The organism is Bradyrhizobium sp. LB11.1 (assembly GCF_040549385.1).
Classification (GTDB): Bacteria; Pseudomonadota; Alphaproteobacteria; order Rhizobiales; family Xanthobacteraceae; genus Bradyrhizobium.
The window spans coordinates 43,714-65,412 of record NZ_JBEPTH010000003.1 but is presented as its reverse complement, the minus strand read 5'-3'; the positions used below and the strand labels follow the sequence as shown (position 1 = coordinate 65,412).

23 protein-coding genes are annotated in these 21,699 nt (G+C 63.5%); 13 read left to right on the top strand and 10 right to left on the bottom strand.

The features are described 5' to 3' along the window. Positions 1-124 precede the first annotated feature (124 nt). On the top strand, positions 125-748 hold the full coding sequence (locus ABIA96_RS08040; RefSeq protein WP_354136509.1) for an outer membrane protein: 624 nt from the start codon (positions 125-127) through the stop codon (positions 746-748). 76 nt (positions 749-824) lie between these two features. Here ABIA96_RS08040 and ABIA96_RS08035 read toward each other — a convergent pair whose 3' ends face one another. From ABIA96_RS08035 to parE, 4 genes are all read right to left on the bottom strand, one after another. Further along, entirely contained in the window at positions 825-1,595 is a 771-nt protein-coding gene (locus ABIA96_RS08035; RefSeq protein WP_354136508.1) for an SDR family NAD(P)-dependent oxidoreductase, read from the bottom strand. Positions 1,596-1,616: 21 nt separating this feature from the next. After that, positions 1,617-1,802, bottom strand: a complete 186-nt coding sequence (locus tag ABIA96_RS08030) for a hypothetical protein (RefSeq protein ID WP_354136507.1) — start codon at positions 1,800-1,802, stop codon at positions 1,617-1,619. Between the two features lie 354 nt (positions 1,803-2,156). Next, the gene (locus ABIA96_RS08025; RefSeq protein ID WP_354136506.1) at positions 2,157-2,942 is read right to left on the bottom strand and encodes an outer membrane protein; all 786 of its coding nucleotides are present in this window, start codon (positions 2,940-2,942) and stop codon (positions 2,157-2,159) included. Positions 2,943-3,354: 412 nt separating this feature from the next. Further along, positions 3,355-5,394 carry a DNA topoisomerase IV subunit B gene (gene parE, locus ABIA96_RS08020; protein WP_354136505.1) on the bottom strand — a complete coding sequence of 680 codons (2,040 nt, stop codon included), beginning with the start codon at positions 5,392-5,394 and terminating at the stop codon, positions 3,355-3,357. A gap of 271 nt (positions 5,395-5,665) precedes the next feature. Here parE and ABIA96_RS08015 point away from each other — a divergent pair, with 271 nt between their 5' ends. The 3 genes from ABIA96_RS08015 to argC all read left to right on the top strand — a co-directional run bounded on the left by ABIA96_RS08015 (position 5,666) and on the right by argC (position 8,071). Then, on the top strand, positions 5,666-6,196 hold the full coding sequence (locus tag ABIA96_RS08015; RefSeq protein ID WP_354136504.1) for a DedA family protein: 531 nt from the start codon (positions 5,666-5,668) through the stop codon (positions 6,194-6,196). A 226-nt stretch (positions 6,197-6,422) separates the two neighbouring features. Further along, complete coding sequence (locus tag ABIA96_RS08010; protein ID WP_354136503.1) at positions 6,423-7,091, top strand: FMN-binding negative transcriptional regulator; 669 nt, start codon at positions 6,423-6,425, stop codon at positions 7,089-7,091. Beyond that, positions 7,088-8,071, top strand: coding sequence for an N-acetyl-gamma-glutamyl-phosphate reductase (argC, locus tag ABIA96_RS08005; RefSeq protein ID WP_354136502.1), 984 nt, complete (start codon positions 7,088-7,090; stop codon positions 8,069-8,071). The genes ABIA96_RS08010 and argC overlap by 4 nt, the downstream gene beginning before the upstream one ends. A 122-nt stretch (positions 8,072-8,193) precedes the next feature. Here the strand turns inward: argC and ABIA96_RS08000 are convergent, their stop codons facing one another. Then, on the bottom strand, positions 8,194-8,961 hold the full coding sequence (locus ABIA96_RS08000; protein WP_354136501.1) for an outer membrane protein: 768 nt from the start codon (positions 8,959-8,961) through the stop codon (positions 8,194-8,196). A 178-nt stretch (positions 8,962-9,139) separates the two neighbouring features. Between ABIA96_RS08000 and ABIA96_RS07995 the strand changes: the two genes are divergently transcribed. Next, complete coding sequence (locus ABIA96_RS07995) at positions 9,140-9,733, top strand: class I SAM-dependent methyltransferase (protein ID WP_354136500.1); 594 nt, start codon at positions 9,140-9,142, stop codon at positions 9,731-9,733. Positions 9,734-9,767: 34 nt separating this feature from the next. On the opposite strand, the gene ABIA96_RS07990 is transcribed toward ABIA96_RS07995, so the two are convergent. Genes ABIA96_RS07990 through ABIA96_RS07980 form a run of 3 tightly spaced genes read right to left on the bottom strand, consistent with a single transcriptional unit; the run spans position 9,768 to position 12,937 of the window. Continuing rightward, positions 9,768-10,634 carry an ornithine carbamoyltransferase gene (locus ABIA96_RS07990; RefSeq protein WP_354136499.1) on the bottom strand — a complete coding sequence of 289 codons (867 nt, stop codon included), beginning with the start codon at positions 10,632-10,634 and terminating at the stop codon, positions 9,768-9,770. A 26-nt stretch (positions 10,635-10,660) separates the two neighbouring features. After that, a complete protein-coding gene (locus ABIA96_RS07985) occupies positions 10,661-11,059 on the bottom strand; it encodes an MAPEG family protein (protein ID WP_354136498.1) in 399 nt (132 codons plus the stop codon). A gap of 57 nt (positions 11,060-11,116) precedes the next feature. Beyond that, a complete protein-coding gene (locus tag ABIA96_RS07980; RefSeq protein ID WP_354136497.1) occupies positions 11,117-12,937 on the bottom strand; it encodes a PHA/PHB synthase family protein in 1,821 nt (606 codons plus the stop codon). On the opposite strand from ABIA96_RS07980, the gene ABIA96_RS07975 reads away from it, so the two are divergent. The 6 genes from ABIA96_RS07975 (at position 12,936) to ABIA96_RS07950 (ending at position 18,184) form a co-directional block, all read left to right on the top strand. Then, positions 12,936-13,148: a hypothetical protein gene (locus ABIA96_RS07975; protein ID WP_354136496.1), complete on the top strand. Its 213-nt coding sequence runs from the start codon at positions 12,936-12,938 to the stop codon at positions 13,146-13,148. The two genes, ABIA96_RS07980 and ABIA96_RS07975, sit on opposite strands and share 2 nt — an antisense overlap. Positions 13,149-13,189: 41 nt before the next feature. Beyond that, positions 13,190-13,465 (top strand): hypothetical protein, encoded by a 276-nt coding sequence (locus ABIA96_RS07970; RefSeq protein WP_354136495.1) that lies wholly within the window; start codon positions 13,190-13,192, stop codon positions 13,463-13,465. Between the two features lie 246 nt (positions 13,466-13,711). Further along, a complete protein-coding gene (locus tag ABIA96_RS07965; RefSeq protein ID WP_354136494.1) occupies positions 13,712-14,932 on the top strand; it encodes an LL-diaminopimelate aminotransferase in 1,221 nt (406 codons plus the stop codon). Between the two features lie 28 nt (positions 14,933-14,960). Continuing rightward, entirely contained in the window at positions 14,961-16,277 is a 1,317-nt protein-coding gene (locus tag ABIA96_RS07960) for a homoserine dehydrogenase (protein WP_354136493.1), read from the top strand. Positions 16,278-16,376: 99 nt separating this feature from the next. Continuing rightward, the gene (gene glpX, locus ABIA96_RS07955) at positions 16,377-17,378 is read left to right on the top strand and encodes a class II fructose-bisphosphatase (protein WP_354136492.1); all 1,002 of its coding nucleotides are present in this window, start codon (positions 16,377-16,379) and stop codon (positions 17,376-17,378) included. A gap of 86 nt (positions 17,379-17,464) precedes the next feature. Further along, positions 17,465-18,184 carry a haloacid dehalogenase type II gene (locus ABIA96_RS07950; protein ID WP_354136491.1) on the top strand — a complete coding sequence of 240 codons (720 nt, stop codon included), beginning with the start codon at positions 17,465-17,467 and terminating at the stop codon, positions 18,182-18,184. Between the two features lie 17 nt (positions 18,185-18,201). Here ABIA96_RS07950 and ABIA96_RS07945 read toward each other — a convergent pair whose 3' ends face one another. Beyond that, a complete protein-coding gene (locus ABIA96_RS07945) occupies positions 18,202-19,077 on the bottom strand; it encodes an ABC transporter substrate-binding protein (RefSeq protein WP_354136490.1) in 876 nt (291 codons plus the stop codon). 96 nt (positions 19,078-19,173) lie between these two features. Here ABIA96_RS07945 and ABIA96_RS07940 point away from each other — a divergent pair, with 96 nt between their 5' ends. After that, positions 19,174-20,100 carry a LysR family transcriptional regulator gene (locus ABIA96_RS07940; protein WP_354136489.1) on the top strand — a complete coding sequence of 309 codons (927 nt, stop codon included), beginning with the start codon at positions 19,174-19,176 and terminating at the stop codon, positions 20,098-20,100. Positions 20,101-20,118: 18 nt separating this feature from the next. Here ABIA96_RS07940 and ABIA96_RS07935 read toward each other — a convergent pair whose 3' ends face one another. Then, positions 20,119-20,784, bottom strand: a complete 666-nt coding sequence (locus ABIA96_RS07935) for a GntR family transcriptional regulator (RefSeq protein ID WP_354136488.1) — start codon at positions 20,782-20,784, stop codon at positions 20,119-20,121. A 116-nt stretch (positions 20,785-20,900) separates the two neighbouring features. Between ABIA96_RS07935 and ABIA96_RS07930 the strand changes: the two genes are divergently transcribed. Beyond that, positions 20,901-21,695 carry an enoyl-CoA hydratase/isomerase family protein gene (locus tag ABIA96_RS07930; RefSeq protein ID WP_354136487.1) on the top strand — a complete coding sequence of 265 codons (795 nt, stop codon included), beginning with the start codon at positions 20,901-20,903 and terminating at the stop codon, positions 21,693-21,695. Positions 21,696-21,699: the final 4 nt, after the last annotated feature.

The window sequence follows — 21,699 nt, the reverse complement described above, 5'->3', positions numbered from 1 at the left end:
AATGGTTGTCTGATTATTTCGATAAGGGGCGGTTTCAACCTGGGTGGGACCTGGAACGACTCGCGCGCCGACGTTTTTCCGACCGGCTGTTTTTCTTAGCTCCGTGACGTGCGGCGGCGGCCCCGTGAACAACCCGATCCGTTCGGACTCGAACCGGCTGAACCAAGCGGCTTTCACCGGTGGCGTGCAGGCGGGCTACAATTGGCAGCGTGATCGCTGGGTCTTCGGTGTCGAAGACGACATCAACTACAACGGCGTCAATGACGGCGTTGCCATTGCTCGGCCGCTTGTCGCGCCATTGGCCGGCACGATGCTCCACGCCGAGACTGACAAGCTGCAGTGGTTCGGAACGGTGCGCGGCCGGGCCGGCATCACTGCTACACCGAACTTCCTGATTTATGCGACGGGCGGTCTCGCGTTCGGCCAGGTCAAGTCGGCGACGGCCGTTGCCTTCACGACCACACCGGACACCTATGCCGGATCGCTCGATGACACCCGTTTTGGCTGGACCGTCGGCGGCGGTGGCGAATGGATGTTCGCCCCAAATTGGTCAGTCAAGGCTGAATACCTGTACGTGGATCTTGGCAAGGCCAGCTACGCGGATGCTTGTGTTAACGTGGTTGTCTGCGGTTCGCCGCCCCAGGTTGCGCCGGGCGCCAGCTTTCAGACCGATCTGCGAGTACGCGAGCACGTCGCTCGTGTCGGCGTGAACTATCATTTCGCGGCGCCGGTCGTCGCTAAGTACTGATCTCTCCCGAATTTGGTGTGCGTCTCAAAAGCCCCGGCTCACGCCGGGGCTTTTTCATGATGCGGCGAGAGGCGGCTTACGCCATCACCGAGAATCCGCCGTCGACAGGGATCGCGGTGCCCGTGACGAAGTTCGAGGCGGACGAGGCGAGAAACACGGCGATGCCGGCGAAGTCGTCGATGTCGCCCCAGCGCCCCGCAGGCGTGCGTGCCAGCACGCGCTCGTGCAGGCCCGACACCTGTTTCCGTGCGCCGCGGGTGAGATCGGTATCGATCCAGCCCGGTAGGATCGCGTTGACCTGGATGTTGTCGGGTGCCCAGGCATTGGCGCAGGCGCGCGTGTACTGCACGATGCCGCCTTTGCTGGCCGCGTATGCCGCCGCGAAGCTGGCGCCGAAGATCGACATCATCGAGCCGATGTTGATGACCTTGCCGTTGCCGGACGCCTTCAGCGCAGGGTAGGCCAGCTTCGAGCACAAGAAGGCACTGGTGAGGTTGGTGTCGATCACCTTGTTCCACTCGTCGAGCTCGAGCTCGTGCGGCGGCTTGCGGATGCTCATGCCGGCGTTGTTGATCAGAATGTCGATACGACCGAGATCCCCAACCACGCGGTCCACCATCGCGGCGATCGCCGCCTTGTCGGTGACATCGGTGGTGACGGCAATTGCTTTCACGCCGCGCGCCTTGAGATCGGCGACGGCGGCGGCCGATTTGGTTTCGTTGCGTCCGACCACCGCGATATCGGCGCCGGCGTCGGCGAGCCCGTGCGCGAGGCCGAGCCCGATGCCGCCATTGCCTCCTGTGACGATCGCGACCTTGCCGCGGAGATCGAACCGATTGGATGTCATGCTTTCACTTCCTGGTTTCTTCTATCGATTGCTTTGCCAGATCAGCACCAGCCCGAAGCCTGCCATGGCGGCGCCATAGCCGGCCCATTGCAGCTGGTTGACCATGAAGCTTGACCGGGGCCAGGCGACGGTGCCCGTGCCCTGTCCGATCCAGAGCAGTCCGACAGCGAGGGCAAACAGGCCTGCGATCAGCAGAAATCTGCGCATGCATTCCTCCCGTCGGTCTGATTCTGTCGCAGCCTACGGCATCGAGGATCGACGTAGGCCGCGAAAACTTCCGGCCAGACTAGCCGTAGCTCCGGTTCGGATACAATGGCTGCAGATGCAGAACCGCGGGAGGACGCATGTCCGGGAGCAAAGCGACACGGATTGCCGCTTGCGAAGCTCGATGCGAGGCGGTCGCGGCTAGCAATTCGAGCGAGAGCGGAGCTAGCTAGGAAAGGCGTACCGGGCGCTGAAAGCGAGCAACGGCCATTATTAATGGCACCGCACAACGAAAAAGCCCCGGACGATGCCGGGGCTTTGACGTCTGAAGTTCAGATCAGCTCAGTACTTTTCAGCTCAGTACTTGGCGACGACCGGGCCGGTCCAGTTGAAGCGGTAGACCAGCGAGGTCGAGATCGTCTGGTTCCAGCTGTTGGCGCGAATGCTGTTGACGCCGGTCGGCAGGTTGGTGATGTCGGAGATTTCGTCCCGGGTCTTCGCGTCGTAGAAGGCCGAACGATACTCGGTCTTCATGAACCAACCGGGGGAGGAGATGCCGAAGATGTTCAGGCTGTTCTCGACACCGCCGCCGACGAACCAGCCGTTGCGGTTGTAGCCGTTGAGGTGCGTGCCGGCCGGAGCGCCAGCCAAGGTCATGAAACCGGTGCTGCCGAAGTGGGCGCCAGAGTAACCGCCGTTGACGTAGGAGAGAACGTTCGGAGCGACCAGCCAGCCGAGGCGCACGCCGGCGGCCCAGGAGTCTTCGATCTTCTGGTTGCCGGTGATGCCGAGGAGCGGATCCTGCACGGTGGCGCGGATGCTGCCGAACTGACCGTCAGCGAACACGCCGGCGACCCAGGTACCGCTGAACTGCCAGTCGTAGCCAAGACCGACGGTGCCGAACCAGCCCGAACCACCCTGACGCTGGGTGATGGTCAGCGGCGTGCCAGTCGCGGTATCGCGGATCTGCTGGTCGGAGGCCGAGAGACCGCCGCCGGCACCACCGAAGATGTAGAAGCCGGTCCAGTTGGCAACCGGAGCCATCATCGGGGCCTTCACGTAGGGACGGGCCGCAAGGTCAGCCGCCGAAGCCGAACCGGTCATCGCCGCGATCGCGGTCAGCGCGAGTACAATCTTCTTCATGATAAAATCCCCAACCTTGGTCCGTAGCAGGCGCGAGCGCTCTGAAGTCCGTGTGATCTGATGCCCCGACTATAGACGGTTCTCTCTGAAATGCTGTTGCAGCACAGGCACAGTCGCCGGGAAACGCCAGTCTGACGGGTTATGGGGTGCCGCCGTCGCGTATTAGATTTCAATTGGTTGGTCGGATGTCGGAGCCCTCGCCCAGAGTAAGCTTTCATTAGGAATTCGCCTTTGTCCGAAATGGGGGCAATCCTGCCTCAGCCCTGGACCTGGACTGACTCTGTGAGTCGTTGGCCGAGTCGCATCTTCGGGACCGGATTGCCGCGGATCAATCACCGGGAGAACGCTGCACGTCCCCCAAAACGAAAAAGCCCCGGCCTCGGGCCGGGGCTTTTCAGCGGGAATCGCCGCATTAAACGTCGAGCAACTCGTCGCTCGCGAACTCGGCCTTGTCGGTGATGAATGCAAAGCGTGCCTCGGCCTTGGTGCCCATCAGGCGCTCGACCGAATCTGCCGTGGTGTCGCGGTCGTCGGGGAGCAGGACCACCTTCAGCATGGTCCGCTTGGCCGGATCCATGGTGGTTTCCTTGAGCTGCGCCGGCATCATCTCGCCGAGGCCTTTGAAGCGATTCACCTCGACCTTGGCGTTGGCGTTGAAGGCGCTCTTGATCAGCTCTTCCTTGTGCTTGTCGTCGCGCGCGTAGACCGACTTCTGGCCGTGGGTCAGCTTGTACAGCGGCGGCACCGCGAGGAAGAGATGTCCTTCGTCGATCAGCTTCGGCATCTGCCGGTAGAAGAATGTGATCAGCAACGAAGCGATGTGCGCGCCGTCGACGTCGGCGTCGGTCATGATGATGATGCGCTGATAGCGCAGATCCTCTTCGCGATACTGCAAGAGCTGGCCGCAGCCGATCGCCTGCACGAGATCGGAGAGCTGGGCGTTCGCCGTCAGCTTGTCCTTGCCGGCGGAGGCGACGTTGAGGATCTTGCCGCGCAGCGGCAGCACGGCCTGGGTCTTGCGGTCACGCGCCTGCTTGGCACTGCCGCCTGCCGAGTCACCCTCGACGATGAAGAGTTCGGAGCCATCGGTGCCGGCGTCGGTGCAGTCGGCAAGCTTGCCGGGCAGGCGCAGCTTCTTGCCCGCGGTTTTCCGCGCAGTTTCTTTCTCTTGTCGCCGGCGCAGTCGCTCCTCGGCACGGTCGATCACGAAGTCGAGAAGCCTGTTGGCCATGTTCGGATTGCCCGACAGCCAATGGTCGAACGGATCCTTCATCGCCTGTTCGACGATGCGCTGCGCCTCTGCAGTGGCGAGACGATCCTTGGTCTGGCCCTGGAATTCGGGCTCGCGCACAAACACCGAGAGCATCACGGCCGCGCCCACCATCACGTCTTCCGACGTGATCGACGAGGCTCGCTTGCCCTGGCCGACCCGCTCGGCGTGATCCTTCAGGCCGCGCAACAGCGCGCTGCGCAGGCCGGATTCGTGCGTGCCGCCGTCGGGCGTCGGCACGGTGTTGGTGTAGGAGGACAGGAAGCCATCGGCATCCGCGGTCCAGGCCACAGCCCATTCGCAGGCGCCATGCGCACCGTTGCGGCCCGACTTGCCGGAGAAGATGTCGGGATGCACCAGCGTGTCGGCGTGGATCGCGGCCGCCAGATAGTCCTTCAGGCCGCCGGGGAAGTGGAAGGTTGCTTCCGGGGGAACATCCTCGACGCCCTTGAGCAGTTCGGGGGCGCAGTTCCAGCGGATTTCGACGCCGCCGAACAGATAGGCCTTCGAGCGTGTCATCTTGAACAGGCGCTGCGGCTTGAACGCGGCCTTGGCGCCGAAGATGTCGGTGTCGGGCTTGAACCGCACGCGCGTGCCGCGGCGGTTGTTGATCTTGCCGAGATCCTCGAGCTTGCCCTTCGGGTGCCCGCGCTCGAACGTCATGCGGTAGAGTTTCTGGCTGCGCGCGACTTCGACCTCGAGCAGCGAGGAGAGGGCGTTCACCACGGAGATGCCGACGCCGTGCAGACCGCCCGAGGTCTCGTAGACCTTGCTGTCGAACTTACCACCCGAATGCAGCGTGCACATGATGACTTCGAGCGCCGACTTCTTCGGGAATTTTGGATGCGGATCGATCGGGATGCCGCGTCCGTTGTCGGTGACGGTCAAGAAGCCGTCCGCGCTCAGCTCGACGCCGATGAAAGTCGCATGCCCGGCAAGTGCCTCGTCCATCGAGTTGTCGATGACCTCGGCGAAGAGATGATGCAGCGCCTTCTCGTCGGTGCCGCCGATATACATGCCGGGCCGGCGCCGGACCGGTTCCAGGCCTTCAAGCACCTCGATGTCGGCTGCCGTGTAGTCGGCTTCGGCACTGCTTGCGCGCGGGGCTGCCTTGGCGGAGGAACGAGGCTTCTGCTCGTCCGATGGGAATAGGTCTGCTTTGGATTTCAATTGCTTGGACATATATCTTGATGTGTTTTGAGGGCCGTGTAAGCGGCGAATCGGTTGAGCCGACTATGCCACGGCTGGCCTGGAAAGGTCACCGTAGGGCGGCCGCGAAGCCGGAGTTGCGAGCCAATCCCGGCGATTTTACGCCGCCCGCTCGCCAAATTCCCGGCAATTTGACCTTGTCGTCCGGCCGGAGCCAAGCTTTGTGACTTGATGTCACACAAGTCCCTGGCTTACCAGTGCTTTTCGAGCAGCACCTCAAGGCGGGGCGGGAAGGCAATCTGGAATGGAGCAGTACGCGCACGCACTGGCCGATTTCGTGCGTGCTCATCAGGCCTGGGCGGCCCCCATTGTGTTCTTACTCGCATTCGGGGAATCGCTCGCCTTCATCTCGCTTCTCATCCCGGCCTGGGGCGCCCTGGTCGGGATCGGCGCGCTGATCGGCGTCAGCGGCATCAGCTTCTATCCGGTCTGGATCGCCGGCGGCATTGGCGCTGCGCTGGGCGACTGGGTCTCCTACTGGTTCGGCTATCGCTACAAGGAGCGCGTCGCCCAGATGTGGCCGCTCTCGCGCTATCCGGAACTCCTCCCCAAGGGCGAGGCCTTCGTACGGAGCTGGGGCGTGCCCAGCATCTTCATCGGCCGCTTCTTCGGCCCCTTGCGCGCCTCGGTACCGCTCGCGGCCGGTATCTTCGAGATGCCTTACTGGAGCTTCCAGGCCGCCAATTTTGTCTCGGCGCTGGTCTGGTCGGCCACGCTCCTGCTGTTCGGCGACGTGATCGCCAAGGTCATGGAATGGATCTGGCGGGTGATCTGACCCGCCGAACCTTGACGAGAACCGCATCTCGCTCTATAGCCGCGCGCCATGATCAACGCCGCGACCATCCTGTTCGCCCGTCGCCGCCGCCGCATCCTAGCGGTTTGGGCGGTCGATCGCGTTTGAGATCATCGTCTTTGCCGCTGGATCCGATCCGCGGCATTCTCTCTCCTGTCAGCGCGATCTGATCCGGCGGCCCCCCGAGGAGGCCCAGCAGGAGACCACGATGTACACACCACCCTCTTTCAAGCCGGATCGCGCCGCGAGCCTGAAATTCGCGGGTGACCGCGGCTTCGGCACGATGTGCGCCTTCGACGGCCAAAAGCCGGTCGCGTCGCCGCTGCCATTCTATTTGATCTACGCCGCTGACGGCACGCCGCAGGCCGCCTTTCATGTCGCCCGTCACAATCCGCTGGTAAAGCTTGCGGACGGCGCGACGTCCTGGCTGCTCGCGGTCAACGGCCCCGATGCTTATGTCTCGCCGGACTGGTACGTCTCGCCGGATCAGGTGCCGACCTGGCTCTACCAGTCGGTGCATCTGAGCGGCCCGGTGCGGCTGTTGTCGGACGATGAGCTGGCGGTGCAGATCGAAACGCTCAGCGACAAGTTCGAGAGCTGGCTGTTGCCGAAGACGCCGTGGAATTCGTCGAAGATGACGGCGGGCCGGTTCGAGACGTTGAAGAAGGCGATCGTGGGTCTGGTCATGACGGTTGAAGAGGTCGAAGGCAGCTTCAAGCTCAATCAGCACAAATCCGACGCCGACTATACGGCGATTGCCAATGCGCTCGGCGCGCAACCCGCTGCCGACGCCCGGGAGATCGCGCAACTGATGCAGGACGTGAGGCCGGAGGCTTTCGCGGACGAAACCGACAAGCTCGAAAGGAGCGTACCATGAGCCTCGCTGAGACCACGAAAGCGCCGACCCATAGTGCCGCCAAGAAGCCCGCCACCGTCTTTGTCGACGGAGGCTCCGGCACCACCGGGCTCGGCATCAATGAGCGGCTCAAGCTCCAGAACGACGTCGTGGTGAAGACCATCGCCGACGACAAGCGCAAGGATCCTGCGGCCAAGAAGGCGCTGATGGAGGAGGTCGATCTCGTCATCCTCTGCCTGCCTGATGATGCTGCCAAGGAGACGGTCGCGCTGATCGACAGCATGGGCGCTGCGGGGCCGAAGGTGCTGGATGCCTCGACCGCCTACCGGGTCGCGCCGGACTGGGCTTACGGTTTTGCGGAGCTGGCACCGGACCAGGCCGGCAAGATCAGGGCCGCGAAGAAAGTCTCCAATCCCGGCTGCTATCCGACCGGCGGCATCGCGCTGCTGCGGCCGCTCGTCGATGCCGGTCTGTTGCCGCCTGACTATCCCATCAGCGTCAACGCGGTGAGCGGCTATTCCGGTGGCGGCAAGTCGATGATCGCCAGCTTTGAAGACGGCAGCGCGCCGTCGTTCGAGCTCTATGGCCTCGGTTTCGAGCACAAGCATCTGCCGGAGCTGCAGCTCTATTCGCACCTGACGCGGCGGCCGATCTTCATTCCTTCGGTCGGCAACTACCGGCAGGGCATGCTGGTGTCAGTGCCGCTCCAGCTCGACACGCTGCCGGGCAAGCCGACGGGCGCGGATCTACAGGCCGCGCTGGCCAAGCGCTACGCGGGTTCAAAATACGTGTCGGCGATGCCGCTTCAGAACGAAGCGACCAAGGGTGGCAAGCTCGAGCCGGAAGCGCTCAACGAGACCAACATGCTCGAGCTCTACGTCTTCGCCAGCGACAAGTACCACCAGGCGGTGCTGGTCGCGCGGCTGGACAATCTCGGTAAGGGTGCGTCAGGCGCAGCCGTGCAGAACATGCGGCTGATGCTGGGCCTGCCGGAGGAGTAGAGCAGGCTGAAGCCCCGGACGCAGCGCAGCACTTCTTCAGTGATGCGCTGCAGAGCCGGGGCCCATGCTTGCTTGTCTTTCTGGGTCCGGGCTCGCGCTTCGCGCGTCCGGGACACCAAGCCTCAGTACTTCGCGACGACCGGGCCGCCGAAGCGGTAGTTGACGCGGGCGGTGATCAGGTCGACGTCCTGGCCGATGCGGTCGGTGCGCGAGGTCGCGCCGACCGGCGCCAGCGCGCCATTGGCCGTGAGCGCGACGTCGTGGTGCCCCATGAACAGGTGGTCGTATTCGAGGCCGACCGACCAGTTCTGGGCAAAGCCGTATTCGAAGCCGACGCCGATTGCGCCGCCCCAACGGGTCTCGTTGGCACCATCGAACTCGGCCCCGGCCAGACCGCCGGTACCGATCCCGCGGTATTGGTTGCTGGTCACCGCGGCGCCGCCCTTCACATAGAGTAGCGCACTGTTCCAGGCGTAGCCGACCTGGCCGGTGAACAGCCCGAAGGCGTCGATGTGGGTGCGGTTCGCGACGCCGAACACCGTGCTGTCATTCCGGCCCGAGAGATCGGCCCAGTCGCCCTGAGCCTCAAGGCCGAACACGAAGGCGCTGCTCTGCCAGCGATAGCCGATCTGGCCGCCGGCAACGGCGCCGGTCGCATCATGGCAGCCTTCGGCGATGCCGGCCGGGAAACCGGCAGTGCCGTCCCAGCAATTCCGCGACGTGCCATAGCCGCCGTTGGCGCCGATGTAGAAGCCGCTCCAATCATAGACCGCAGCGATCATCGGCGGTGCCTTGGTGTAGGGGCGGGCGGCGAGGTCAGCGGCGTTGGCCTGGGTCGCGACGGCTGCGAGTGAGATCGCGCCGAGCGCGGATATAATCTTCCAATTCATGGCTGATCCGAATCAATCAATTGCGATGCGTCAATATACGTGCAGATGGGTGACAACCTGTAGGGGTAAACCGGCGAGCTGGTCGTTTCTTCTGAAGTGTCATCTTGCGGCAACACCTGCGGTTGATGTCGGGTTAGCCGCGGAGTAGGCAGGCTGGTCGAGCGAAGCGAGCGACGCCATGGACGAGACCACGCTGCAATTCTACCGGGATAACGCCGAGGCTTATGCCGGATGGGCGAAGGCACCATCGACGCGGCTGCGGGGCTTTCTCGCTTTGCTGCCCCCCGGCGGCGCTATTCTCGAACTCGGCTGCGGCGCCGGCAATCATGCAGCCGTGATGCTGGCCGAAGGGTTTTCGGTGCGCGCCACCGACGGATCGCCCGAAATGGCCGGGATCGCGTCGCAGCGGCTCGGTCACCCCGTCGAGGCGATGCGCTTCGACGAACTCGATGCGCAACAGACCTATGACGGTGTCTGGGCCAGCGCCTGTCTCCTGCATGTGCCGCGCGAGGAACTCGCCGGGATTCTCGGCAGAATTCATCGCGCGCTCATGCCGTCGGGCGTGTTCTACGCCAGCTACAAGATGGGCGAGGGCGACGGCCGGGACAATCTCGGGCGCTACTACAACTATCCGCCGCGCCAGTGGCTCGAGGCGATATACGCCAGCGCGGGTCCGTGGCTCACGCTGTCAGCGGATACCAGCGAGATCCAGAGTTTCGACCAGACGCCGGCCAGCATGTTGAATCTCGTCGTACGCAAGCCGGCCGGCTGATCGTCAGCGCAAGCGTGACAGTCGCCCGCGCCGATCAGGCCGCGATCCATTCCAGCAGCGCGTTTTGTGCGTGGAGCAGGTAGGCCTTCGCCGCCGGGCTCTGGCAGGCGCGATGCGACATCGCGTCAGCGCTGACCTCCTGGCCTCTGGTCACGGGCGGGCAGGGCAGGAAAATGACATCGGGACGGCATCTGTCGAGCAGCGATGCCGATAGCTGATAGTCGCGCAGTTGATCCGCGCGTGCGCCCTCAGGCCAGCAGTCCGTGATGATCACATCCGCATCGTACAGCGCGCCGAGACCGGTGCTTGCCGAGAACCCAGGGCTTGCAATGTCCCGGACATGCCAATCCGCGGGGTACACTTGGGTGACCTTGATCGGCAGGGCGATGGAGGCTTCAACCCAGGAACGCAGGATGTTGGCATCGGGCGCGACGCCGACGACTTTCAGGCCGTCGAGCGTGGCTCTCCTGCTCCTGACATAAGCGAGATCGCCGAGCGTTTCGCAGGGGTGGTTCGATCGCGTTCTGGCATTGACGACAGGTGCGTCGGCGCCGGCTGCGAGCTCTTGCAGAGCTGACAGTTCCCGCGTGCGCACGACCAGGATGTCGAACCAATTGTCGAGATATTGCGCCAGATCGGCCGTTGCCTCGGCGGCATTGAACTTCACGGGTGAATGGATGCAGATGCCGCCCATTGCCTGGATGCCGAGGTCGAAGGCGGTCGTGTTCCGCCATCCGCCATCGTCGGCGATGAGCGCGACGCGCTTGCCGGCGAGGTTTTGCGGCATGGCGCGGTCGCGCCACGCCGTCGCGAAAATCTGCGCGCGATCGATGATCGACAGGATCGCGTCCGCGCTGAGATCATGGAGCTGAACGAAATCGCGGCTGGATTCGCCAGACATCGCCGCGCATCCCAAGGGCGGCGCGGTCAGAAGATCTGGAAGATCGCCAGCGCCAGCACGGCCTGCGCGAGGAATCCGACGGTGAAGGCGAGGGTGCGGAACACCGGGACTCCGAGCGCATAGACGATCAAATGCGCGACGCGCGACCAGAAATAGACGACGCAGGCGAGCACCGTCCATTTCGAGGAATAGTCGATCGCGTTCAGGATCAGCACCAGCGGAGCGAACAGCACGAGGTTCTCGACTGCGTTGTCATGCGCGAACATCAGGCGGTTCGCCCACTCGGCCTGAGGCTTGTCGCCGCGCGATGGGTTGGCCATCGCGCCGCCGAGGCCGCGAATCTGGCAGCGGTTGATGGTGTAGGGAATCCAGAGGATCCCGGTCAGGATCACTGTGCACGTCAGCCAGAACAATTCACGCGTCATAACCCATCCCCTCTAGAGTCGATGTCGTGAGCTTATACGAAAGCGCGCGCCATTGCGCTATGCGCGAACCCTGACATAGCTGCCGGGGGCGTCCTCGATCGAGGGCAATGCCTCGGTACCGACGCTGCGTGCCGGGACTTCCTCCGGATCGAGCCGGCCCAGCCATTCGCGCCAATCAGGCCACCACGAGCCCTTGTGCTCCACCGCATCCTTCATCCACTGGGCGACATTGACGTCCTTGACGTTGTCGTTGGTCCAGTACTGATACTTGTTCGAGGCCGGCGGATTGACGACGCCGGCGATGTGGCCGGAGCCGGACAGCACGTATTTCACGGGTCCGCCGAAAAATTGTGAGCCATACAGCACCGATTCCGCCGGCGCGATGTGGTCCTCGCGCGTGGCGAGGTTATAGACCGGCACCATGACCTTGGAGAGATCGAGCAGCGTGTTGTCGAGCACCATCGTGCCCGTCGACAGCCGGTTCTCCAGATAGCAGTTGCGCAAATAGTAGGAATGGTTCGCCTGGGTCATCCGCGTCGCGTCGGAATTCCAGTGCAACAGGTCGAACGCACTCGGCTGCTGGCCCTTGAGATAGTTGCTCACGACGTAGGACCAGATCAGGTCGTTCGAGCGCAGCATGTTGAAGGCCATCGCCATCTTGGAGCCTTCGAGCACGCCGGACGCCTTCATGTCCTGTTCGAGGGCCGCGATCTGCTCCTCATCGACGAACACGAGGAGATCGCCGGCATGGGTGAAGTCCACTTGCGCGGCAAAGAACGTCGCAGAGGTCACGCGCTGGCGCCGCTTCTCGGCGAGCCAGGCCAGCGTCGTCGCGAGCATGGTGCCGCCGACGCAATAGCCGGCGGTGTGCACCTTCATCTCGCCGGTGACCCGCTCGATCACGTCCATCGCCGTGAGCGGGCCTTCCTTCATATAGTCTTCCCAGCTCTTCGCACCGAGCCTCTTGTCGGGATTGACCCATGAGATCACGAACACCGTGATGCCCTGGTCGACGCACCATTTGATGTAGGATTTCTCCGGCTTGAGATCGAGGATGTAGAACTTGTTGATCCAGGGCGGGATGATCAGCAACGGCGTGCGCAGCACGTTCTCCGTGGTCGGAGAGTACTGGATCAGCTGCATCATCTCGTTCTGGTAGATCACCTTGCCCGGTGTCGTCGCCATGTTGACGCCGACGACGAGGTTGTCCGGATTGGACTGGCGGATCTTCAGCGTGCCCTTGCCGGCGGCGATGTCCTCCGCCAGCATCGTCAGGCCGCGTGCAAGGTTCTCGCCGCTGCTTGCAACGGTTTCGCGCAGCACTTCCGGATTGGTCAGCACGAAGTTGGACGGCGAGATCGCGTTGGTGAGTTGCTGGACATAGAACTCGGCCTTGCGGCGGGTCTGTGGGTCGAGCCCTTCGGCGTCGCGCACCAGCTCCTGCGCGAATTTGGTCGTGAGCAGATAGAGCTGCATCATGAAATCGAAGAACTGGTTCGACTTCCATTCCGGATCGGCAAAGCGCTTGTCGCGCGGTGAGGGTTCGATCGCGGGTTGGGCCTCCTGGCCGGCCATCCGCCGCGCTGCCGAGCCCCAGAGGTCGAGATAATTCTTGGCGAGCTTGGTCTGGAGATCGGACGAGCGGGTCGTATCTGACAGCCAGTATTCGGCGATCGAGGTGAAGGTCTTGACGACTTCGGTGAGCTCGGCCGGCGGGCGATCCTGCACCTCGCCGCTTTCGCGCGGCTTCAGATACGCGGCGAGCGCCTTGCCGCCGCTTTCCATGGCCCGCGCGACATTCATCGCGAAGGCTTCCGCATCGAACTTCGTTTCAGATTTTGTGCCGGATTTGGGCGTGTCGGTCGTGGCGGTACTCATGAAGGCGACAGTAGCGATTCATTCCGTATTCGTCACCGCGAAGCTCGCCGGTTTCGCGTTAAACACGCGCGATGATGTGCTGCAGTGCGACAAGGCTTCTTGGTTTTGTCACAATCGCAGTGCACGTCTCCGAGTGTGGGCCTTGGATGATTTCTCGCTCGTACCATTTGTGGGCAGCAATGGTTTGAGCTTGGGCAGGTTGTTGGGTTAAGCTCCCGCAGCCTCGCATGGGACGAGTAGGGGAATTCCCAGGTGTTTGCGTTGTGGGACCTGCAAAAGTCGCGGCTTGCATGCGGCGCGCTGCTAATGGCGGCGTTTGCGCTGGGCGGCTGTTCGAGCCAGCTTGCGGACATGTCGGCCGCCGACACACCGGCTCATCCCAGGGACCCCGGTGCCTATCTGCCGGTGCACGATTTGCCGCCGGACCGTGACCAGGCGATCATCCCGCCCGACCAGCGCGCCAAGATCGAGGCCGAGCTTGCGGCCGCCCGCGACCGTCAGGCGGTCGCCGCCAAGGACGCCAAGTAGAGACCGCCAATTCGGCACGGGACGGCCATCGTGGGGCGCAAGGTAATCGCTGGCGCCCCCGCCACTCCGTGCTAAAAAGACTTCAATTCAGCCGAGAGTCAGGGCGAAGGAGTTCAGTCCTTGTCGCCAAGGGTCGCTCCAAGTATTTGATTTTGAGTGATTTTTGTGCGCAGTGCGGGATCTCCTCGAAGGGCAGTCATCGCCTGTCGATTCTGTCCTGACCGGTTGCCCGGAGCCCAGAGAGCCATGGACGATTTTTACCGCATCCGCCGCCTTCCGCCTTACGTGTTCGAACAGGTCAACCGGGCCAAGGCGGCCGCGCGGAATGCCGGGGCCGACATCATCGATCTCGGTATGGGTAACCCGGACCTGCCGGCCCCGCCGCACGTGCTGGAGAAGCTCAAGGAGACGCTGGGCAAGCCGCGCACCGATCGCTACTCGGCCTCCCGCGGCATCCCCGGCCTGCGCCGGGCCCAGGCCGCCTATTACGAGCGCCGCTTCGGCGTGAAGCTCAACCCCGACACCCAGGTGGTGGCGACGCTCGGCTCGAAGGAAGGCTTCGCCAACGTGGCCCAGGCGATCACCGCGCCGGGCGACGTCATCCTCTGCCCGAACCCGAGCTACCCGATTCACGCCTTCGGCTTTTTGATGGCGGGCGGCGTGATCCGCTCGGTGCCGTCGGAGCCGACGCCGCAATTTTTCGAGGCGGTGGAGCGGGCGATCGTGCATTCGATCCCGAAGCCGCTCGCGCTCGTGGTCTGCTATCCTTCGAACCCGACCGCCTATGTCGCGAGCCTCGACTTCTACAAGGACCTCGTCGCATTCGCGAAGAAGCACGAGATCCTGATCCTGTCCGATCTGGCTTATGCCGAGGTCTATTTCGACGAGAACAACCCGCCGCCGTCGGTGCTGCAGGTGCCCGGCGCCATCGATGTCACCGTCGAATTCACCTCGATGTCGAAGACCTATTCCATGGCCGGCTGGCGCATGGGCTTTGCGGTCGGCAATGAGCGCGTGATCGCAGCTCTCGCCCGCGTCAAATCCTATCTCGACTACGGTGCCTTCACGCCGGTGCAGGTCGCCGCGACCGCGGCGCTGAACGGTCCTGACGACTGCATCAAGGAGATGCGCGACACCTATCGCAAGCGCCGCGACGCGCTGGTGGAATCGTTTGGCCGCGCCGGCTGGGATATCCCGCCGCCGGAAGCCTCGATGTTCGCCTGGGTGCCGCTGCCGGAAGCCTTCCGCAGTGTCGGCAGCATGCAGTTCGCAACCCTGATGGTGGAGAAATCCGGCGTCGCGGTTTCGCCCGGCGTCGGCTTCGGCGAGCATGGTGAGGGATATGTCCGCATCGCCATGGTGGAAAACGAGCAACGGATCAGGCAGGCCGCGCGTGGCGTGCGCCGCTTCCTTGAAAGCGGCATCGAAACGTTGCACAACGTCGTTCCGCTCGCCAATCGGCGCTAATTCTCTTCTGCAGGTTCACTAAAGCATCATGGTTGCACCCCTGAAAGTGGGCATAGCGGGGCTCGGCACCGTGGGCGCCGAAGTTGTCCGTTTGATCGAAACGCAGGCGCGCGTGCTCGCGGGCCGCAGCGGCCGCGGCATCCGCGTCGTCGCCGTCACCGCGCGTTCGAAGGGCAAGAAGCGCGGCATCGACCTGCGCGGCGTCGAATGGGTCAAGGACCCGATCGCGCTGGCCACGCATCCCGGCATCGACTGTTTCGTCGAGCTGATGGGCGGCGCCGGTGATCCCGCGCTGTCGGCGGTCGAGGCCGCGCTGAATGCCGGCAAATCCGTCGTCACCGCCAACAAGGCGCTGCTCGCCAAGCACGGTCTGAAGCTCGCCAAGGCCGCCGAAAAGCATGGCGGTGCGCTGAATTTCGAGGCAGCGGTCGGCGCCGCGATCCCCGTCATCAAGACGTTACGCGAAGGTCTTGCGGGAACCGGCATCAACCGCGTCTATGGCATTCTCAACGGCACCTGCAACTACATCCTGACCCGGATGGAGCAGGAAGGCCTGTCGTTTGCCGAGTGTCTCAAGGATGCGCAGCGGCTCGGCTACGCCGAGGCCAACCCGTCCTTCGACGTCGATGGCCACGACACGGCGCAGAAACTCGCCATTCTCGCCAGCCTCGCTTTCGGCACGAAAGTTGCTCAAAGCGCGGTGTATGTCGAAGGTATTTCCTCCATCGCGCCGGAAGATTTGCGAGCCGCCGACGATCTCGGTTACCGGCTCAAGCTGCTCGGCGTTGCCGTTCGCACCGCCAAGGGCATCGAGCAGCGCGTGCATCCGACCATGGTTCCCAAATCGTCCTCGATCGCGCAGGTGATGGGTGTCACCAATGCGGTCACGATCGATGGCGAGGGGATTCCGCCGATCACGCTGGTCGGTCCCGGCGCAGGCGGTGCTGCGACCGCATCCGCAGTCGTTGCCGATATCGCCGACGTTGCGCGCGGCATCCGTGCCAATCCGTTCGGCCGGCCCATTTCCCACCTTCGCGACACCAGGAAGGCGCCGATGGAGCGACACGAAGGCGGCTATTACATCCGCCTCCTGGCGCGCGATTTCCCGGGCACCGCGGCTGCGATCGCGACCCGGCTCGCGGAGCAGAAGATTTCGATCGAGTCGATCGTGCAGCGCCATCCCAATGGGGGCGTTGCACCGGCCGACGGGAAGGCCGTGCCCGTGCCCGTCATCCTGATCACTTATGCCACGCATGAGGACGCCGTGCGCCGCGCGCTCGCGGCCGTGCAGAAGGACAAGGTGATCAGCGGACGGCCGCAGGTGATCCGGATCGAGAAGAACTAGAGCATGCTTAAACAATGACACGGTTCGAACGAACTGTGGGTGTTACGAGTTGATGCGGGTGGAGATTTCCGTCCCAAACTGCTTCGAAGGAGTGAGCCGATGTCGACCCATATTTCAGTGCCGCCGCAAGCATTGCTCGAGCGCATTCTCACGCTGGAGATCGTGCGCGTGACTGAGCGGGCGGCGGTGTCGTCGGCGCGGCTGCGCGGGCACGGGCAGGAGAAGCCGGCCGACCAGGCCGCCGTCGACGCGATGCGCCGCGAGCTCAACAAGCTGCCGATCCAGGGCACCATCGTGATCGGCGAGGGCGAGCGCGATGAGGCGCCGATGCTCTTCATCGGCGAGAAGGTCGGCATGAACGCCGGCCCGGAAGTCGACATCGCGGTCGACCCGCTCGAAGGCACCACGCTGTGCGCCAAGAACATGCCGGGCTCGATCGCCACCATGGCGATGGCCGACGGCGGTACGCTGCTGCACGCGCCCGACGTCTACATGCAGAAGCTCGCGATCGGCCCTGGCTACGCGAAGGGCGTCGTCGAGCTCGACGCGACGCCGGCCGAAAACGTCCACCGTCTCGCCAAGGCCAAGGGCGTCAAGGCGGACGGCATCACCGTTCTCGTGCTCGACCGTCCGCGCCATGCCAGCATCATCGAGAGCGTGCGCTCGACGGGAGCTGCCGTGCGTCTCATCACCGACGGCGACGTTGCCGGCGTGATCCACTGCGCCGATCCCGACAACACCGGCGTCGACATGTATCTCGGCACGGGTGGCGCGCCGGAAGGCGTGCTCGCCGCGGTGGCGCTGCGCTGCATCGGCGGCCAGATGCAGTGCCGTCTGATCCTCGATTCCGACGAGAAGCGCGAGCGTGCCGCCAAGATGGGCGTCACCGATCCCAAGATGATCTACGGCATCGAGGACATGGCACGCGGCGACTGCCTGTTCGCCGCGACCGGCGTTACGACCGGTTCACTGCTGTCCGGCGTAAAATTCCGCAAGGACGGCGTGATCGAGACCGAGACGGTGGTGATGCGCTCCGTCACCGGCACCGTGCGTTACATCAAGGCCGAGCACCGCGAACTCGCAAAGTTCCATCTGGACTAAATCGGGACATGCGACCCTCATTCCGGGCCTGCGCCGCGTGGCGCATCCCGGAGTGATCAAGAACAAACAACATTTGGGAAGCGCGCATGTCCGATCTCTCCGCCGTCAAAGCCCTCGTCTTCGACGTGTTCGGCACCGTCGTAGATTGGCGCACCAGCCTGATCACTGACTTCATGTGGTGGGGGAAGGAACGCGGCGTCAGCGCTGACTGGACTGCGCTCGTCGACGGCTGGCGCGGCATGTACATGGCCTCGATGGACGACGTGCGCCAGCATCCCGAGCGTGGCTACGTCATCCTCGACGATCTGCATCGGCGTTCGCTGGAAAAGCTGGTCGAGAAGTTCGCGATCAAGGGCCTCACCGAGGCCGATCTCGACCATCTCACCAAGGCCTGGCATCGCCTCAATCCCTGGCCGGACAGCGTCGCCGGTTTGACGCGGCTGAAGACGAAGTTCGTGATCTCGCCGCTGTCAAACGGCAACGTCGCGCTGCTCACCAATATGGCGAAGTTTGCGGGTCTCCCTTGGGACCTCGTGATGTCGGCCGAGCTGTTCGAGCACTACAAGCCCGATCCCGAAACCTATCTCGGCGCGGCAAAGCTGCTTGGGCTCAAGCCGGAGCAGGTGATGATGGTCGCCGCTCACAATGGCGATCTTGCCGCCGCGCAGAAATACGGTCTGAAGACCGCCTTCGTCGCGCGGCCGACCGAGTACGGCCCGTTGCAGAAGGTCGATTTCGAGGCCACCGGCAATTGGGACATCGTCGCCAAGGATTTTGGCGGAATTGCCGACAAGCTGGGGTGCTAGCGCGCGGCTTTGCCCGTTCAAATCGTTCCGAATGCCACCGTCGCCTTGTCGTAGCTGCCGTCGCCCATCGTGCCGGTTTCGAAGATGCCATGCTTCTCGATCCAGTCGAACGACTGCTCGTAGATTTCGCGCGAATAGGGCTCGAACACGATCCGCTCGCCGGGCCCCCAGCGCCTGGTGTCCATGGCCGCGTGGAACCGCTCCGGAAATTCGTTCTTGTAGTAGCGCGTGAAAAGCTCCGGACGCAGGTCGATGTCGCGTTGGGCCTTCTTCAGCGCCCGGAAGTAGCGCTTGATATCCTCGGGCGCCGGATCGCCGTTGATCATGGACGCGATCATGAACGTGGTGTCGATGATCTTGCGATAGCCGAGTTGTTCCGCGAAATAATAGGGGCCGTTGAACAGCGAAGCCGCCTCGCTCTTGCCTTCGAATAGCAGCTCCATCCGGCGGAACAGCATGCCGTCCTCGAAGGTGAGGTTGATCTGGCCGGGCGCCAGATACGGCTCGAGCGCCTGGATCGTCGAATAATGACTGCCTGACTGGAAGCCGACCGAGATCGGCACGCCGGCGAGATCGGCAGGTGTGCGGATTTTCGAATCCGCGGGAACGAAGATACCCGACGGCGCGACCGAGTAGACGTCGGCGTAGAGCTTGGCGTGGCCGTTCGAGGCGGCGACGTTGACGGTCCAGTGGCAGGCACAGCTGACGTCGGCCTTGCGGCCCTTCTCGATGCTCTGGAAAGCGCCTTCATTGACCTTGTTGTGGTGCTGGCCCTCGGTCGAGCGGATCAGCTCGCGAAATTCGTAATCGAGCCCTTCGTCGCGGAAGTAGCCCTTCTCCTCGGCCACCCATTCCTGCAGGCGAAAGTGAGACTCGATCACGAATTTGGTCATGGCGTCCTCCGTGTCCGCGTGGCCGTTCGGCCGTTCGATTGACTGCAGGATAGCAAAGGGCGAAGCTCGATCCATAGCCACAAGAGAATGTTTCATATGTCGAAAATGGAATCTTCCGGGATCGACTTTCGCGACTTACGCGTGCTCGATGCGCTGATCCGCGAGGGCAGCATCACGCGTGCGGCCGTGAGCCTCGAGACTACGCAGCCGGCGATCAGCAAGCTCCTGGCGCGCTTGCGGCTGCGCTTCGACGATCCCCTGTTCGTGCGACGTGGCAGCGGCGTGCAGCCGACGGCACGTGCCATCGAGATGGCGGCGCAAATCCGCGCCTTGCTCGAGATGGCCGACCGGTTGTGGCAGGAGCGGCTGCCGTTCGATCCGGGGAAATCCGAGAAGACCTTCAGCCTGCTCTTGACCGATGTCGGCATGGTGCGGTTTCTGCCGCCTTTGGTCGCACGCCTCGCCGACGTCGCACCGCGTATTCAGGTGCGCGCAATGCCGCTCGATTCCCGGCACTTCGCCGTCAAGCTGGAGTCGGGAGAGGCGGACCTTGCGCTCGGCGCCTTGCCGCGCGCGGCGGGGCATCTTCGCTCCCAGCGGCTTTATTCGGACGGTTACGCCAGCGTCGTGAGGCGAGGTCATCCAAGGCCGGCAGAGGCGCGCACGCGTCGGGGATTTCTCGACGAGAAGCATATCCTGATCACCGCGTCCGAGACGGGCCATGCGGCCCATCTCGAAACGCAACGCATGCTGACGCGCGTGATCGCGCGTACGAATATCCTGTTGCAGGTGCCGAGTTTCATCGCGGGCGCGATCGTGGCCTCGCAAACCGACGGGGTCGCGACCTTGCCCGCCAATCTGGCCGCCATCGTCGCCGAGCCGCTCGGAATGACCGTCTTCAGGACGCCAGTTGCATTGCCGCGGATCGAGATCGCTCAATATTGGCATGAGCGCTACCACCGCGATCCCGCTCATCGCTGGCTGCGGTCGATCACGCTCGCTCTGTTCGGCAATCGCGCCTAGCAGGAGAGGGGAGCCGCCTCACGCGATCTTCAGCGTGAGCTCATTCGTCTCCGTCTCCGCAAACCCCGCTTGCAAGACCTCTTCACGCTTGTGACGCAGATGCGCGCGCAGGATGTGGGAGAGGCCTGCGCCGTCGCGGCGCTGGAGCGCGTTCAGGATGGCTTCGTGCTCACTGACGGCAAACGCCCAACGCTGCGGCGTCATCGGCGTGACGTAGCGCGCCCGGCGGATGCGCGCGGTCACGGACGCATAGAGTCCGGTGAGCACAGGATTGCCGGCCGCATTGACGATCCCCTCGTGGATGGCGCGATTGCCGCGATAATACTGGATCAGGTCGCCCTCGCGATAATGCTGCACCATCGCTGCATGCGCCGCGGCGATCTCCGCGATCTCGCCATCGGTGATGCGCTCGCAGGCGAGCTCGCCGGCCAGCGCTTCGAGGCCCTGGCAGACCTCGAAGAGATCGCGCATGTCCTTGTCGGTCAGTTTTGCCGCGCGTGAGCCGCGATGGGGCAGGAGCTGCACCAGGCCTTCCGCGGCCAGCACCTTGAGCGCTTCGCGCAGCGGCGTGCGCGAAATCTCGAGCCGCTCACACAGCTCGCGCTCGGGGATCCGCGCGCCCGGTGGGATTTCGCCGTCGAGCAGAATGTCGCGGATGCGGCCGACGACTTCCTCATGCAGCATGGGATATCTCTATTTTTGAATGCAAAAATGTTCTAATAGACGAAAGTTCGGCAATCATATCTTGATAATTCCAATTTTTGCATTCAAAAATACAAAAAACAGCAGGGATCGCGGAAATGGACCAGGCGGTAGAGACGGACGACCTCGTTTTTGAATGCAAGGACGGCGTCGGGCAGATCATTTTCAACCGCCCCCAGGCGCGCAACGCCTTCACTTTTGCCATGTACGAGCGGCTCGCTGCCATTTGCGAGCAGGCGAACGACGATCATTCCATCAAGGTGCTGGTGCTGCGCGGGGCCGGCGACAAGGCCTTTGCGTCGGGCACCGACATCAACCAGTTCCGCGACTTCAAGACGCCGCAGGACGCCATTGACTACGAGAACCGGATCGATCGGGTGCTGACCACGCTGGAGCAGTGCCGGGTGCCGACGATCGCTGCGATCAACGGCTTCTGCACCGGCGGCGGGGCGGGCATTGCTGCGGCCTGCGACCTGCGCATCGGGACCCGCAGCGCCAAGATCGGCTTTCCCATTGCCCGGACGCTGGGCAACTGCCTGTCGATGTCCAATGTCAGCCGTCTCACCGCGTTGATTGGTGCGGCGCGCGTCAAGGATTTGATCTTCACCGCGCGCCTTGTCGATGCTGCGGAGGCCGCCAGCGTCGGGCTGCTCGGCGAGGTCGTTGACGATCTCACAGCGCTCGACAAGCGTGCCGACGAGGTCGCGCGTCTCGTCGCCAGCCATGCACCGCTGACGCTCAACGCAACCAAGCAGGCGGTGGCGCGCCTGCAAAAGCGGCTGACGCGGGACGAGGGCGAAGACCTCATCCTGATGTGCTACACGAGCCAGGATTTTCGCGAAGGGCTCGATGCTTTCCTCAACAAGCGCGCCCCGCAGTGGCGCGGTCAATAGGACG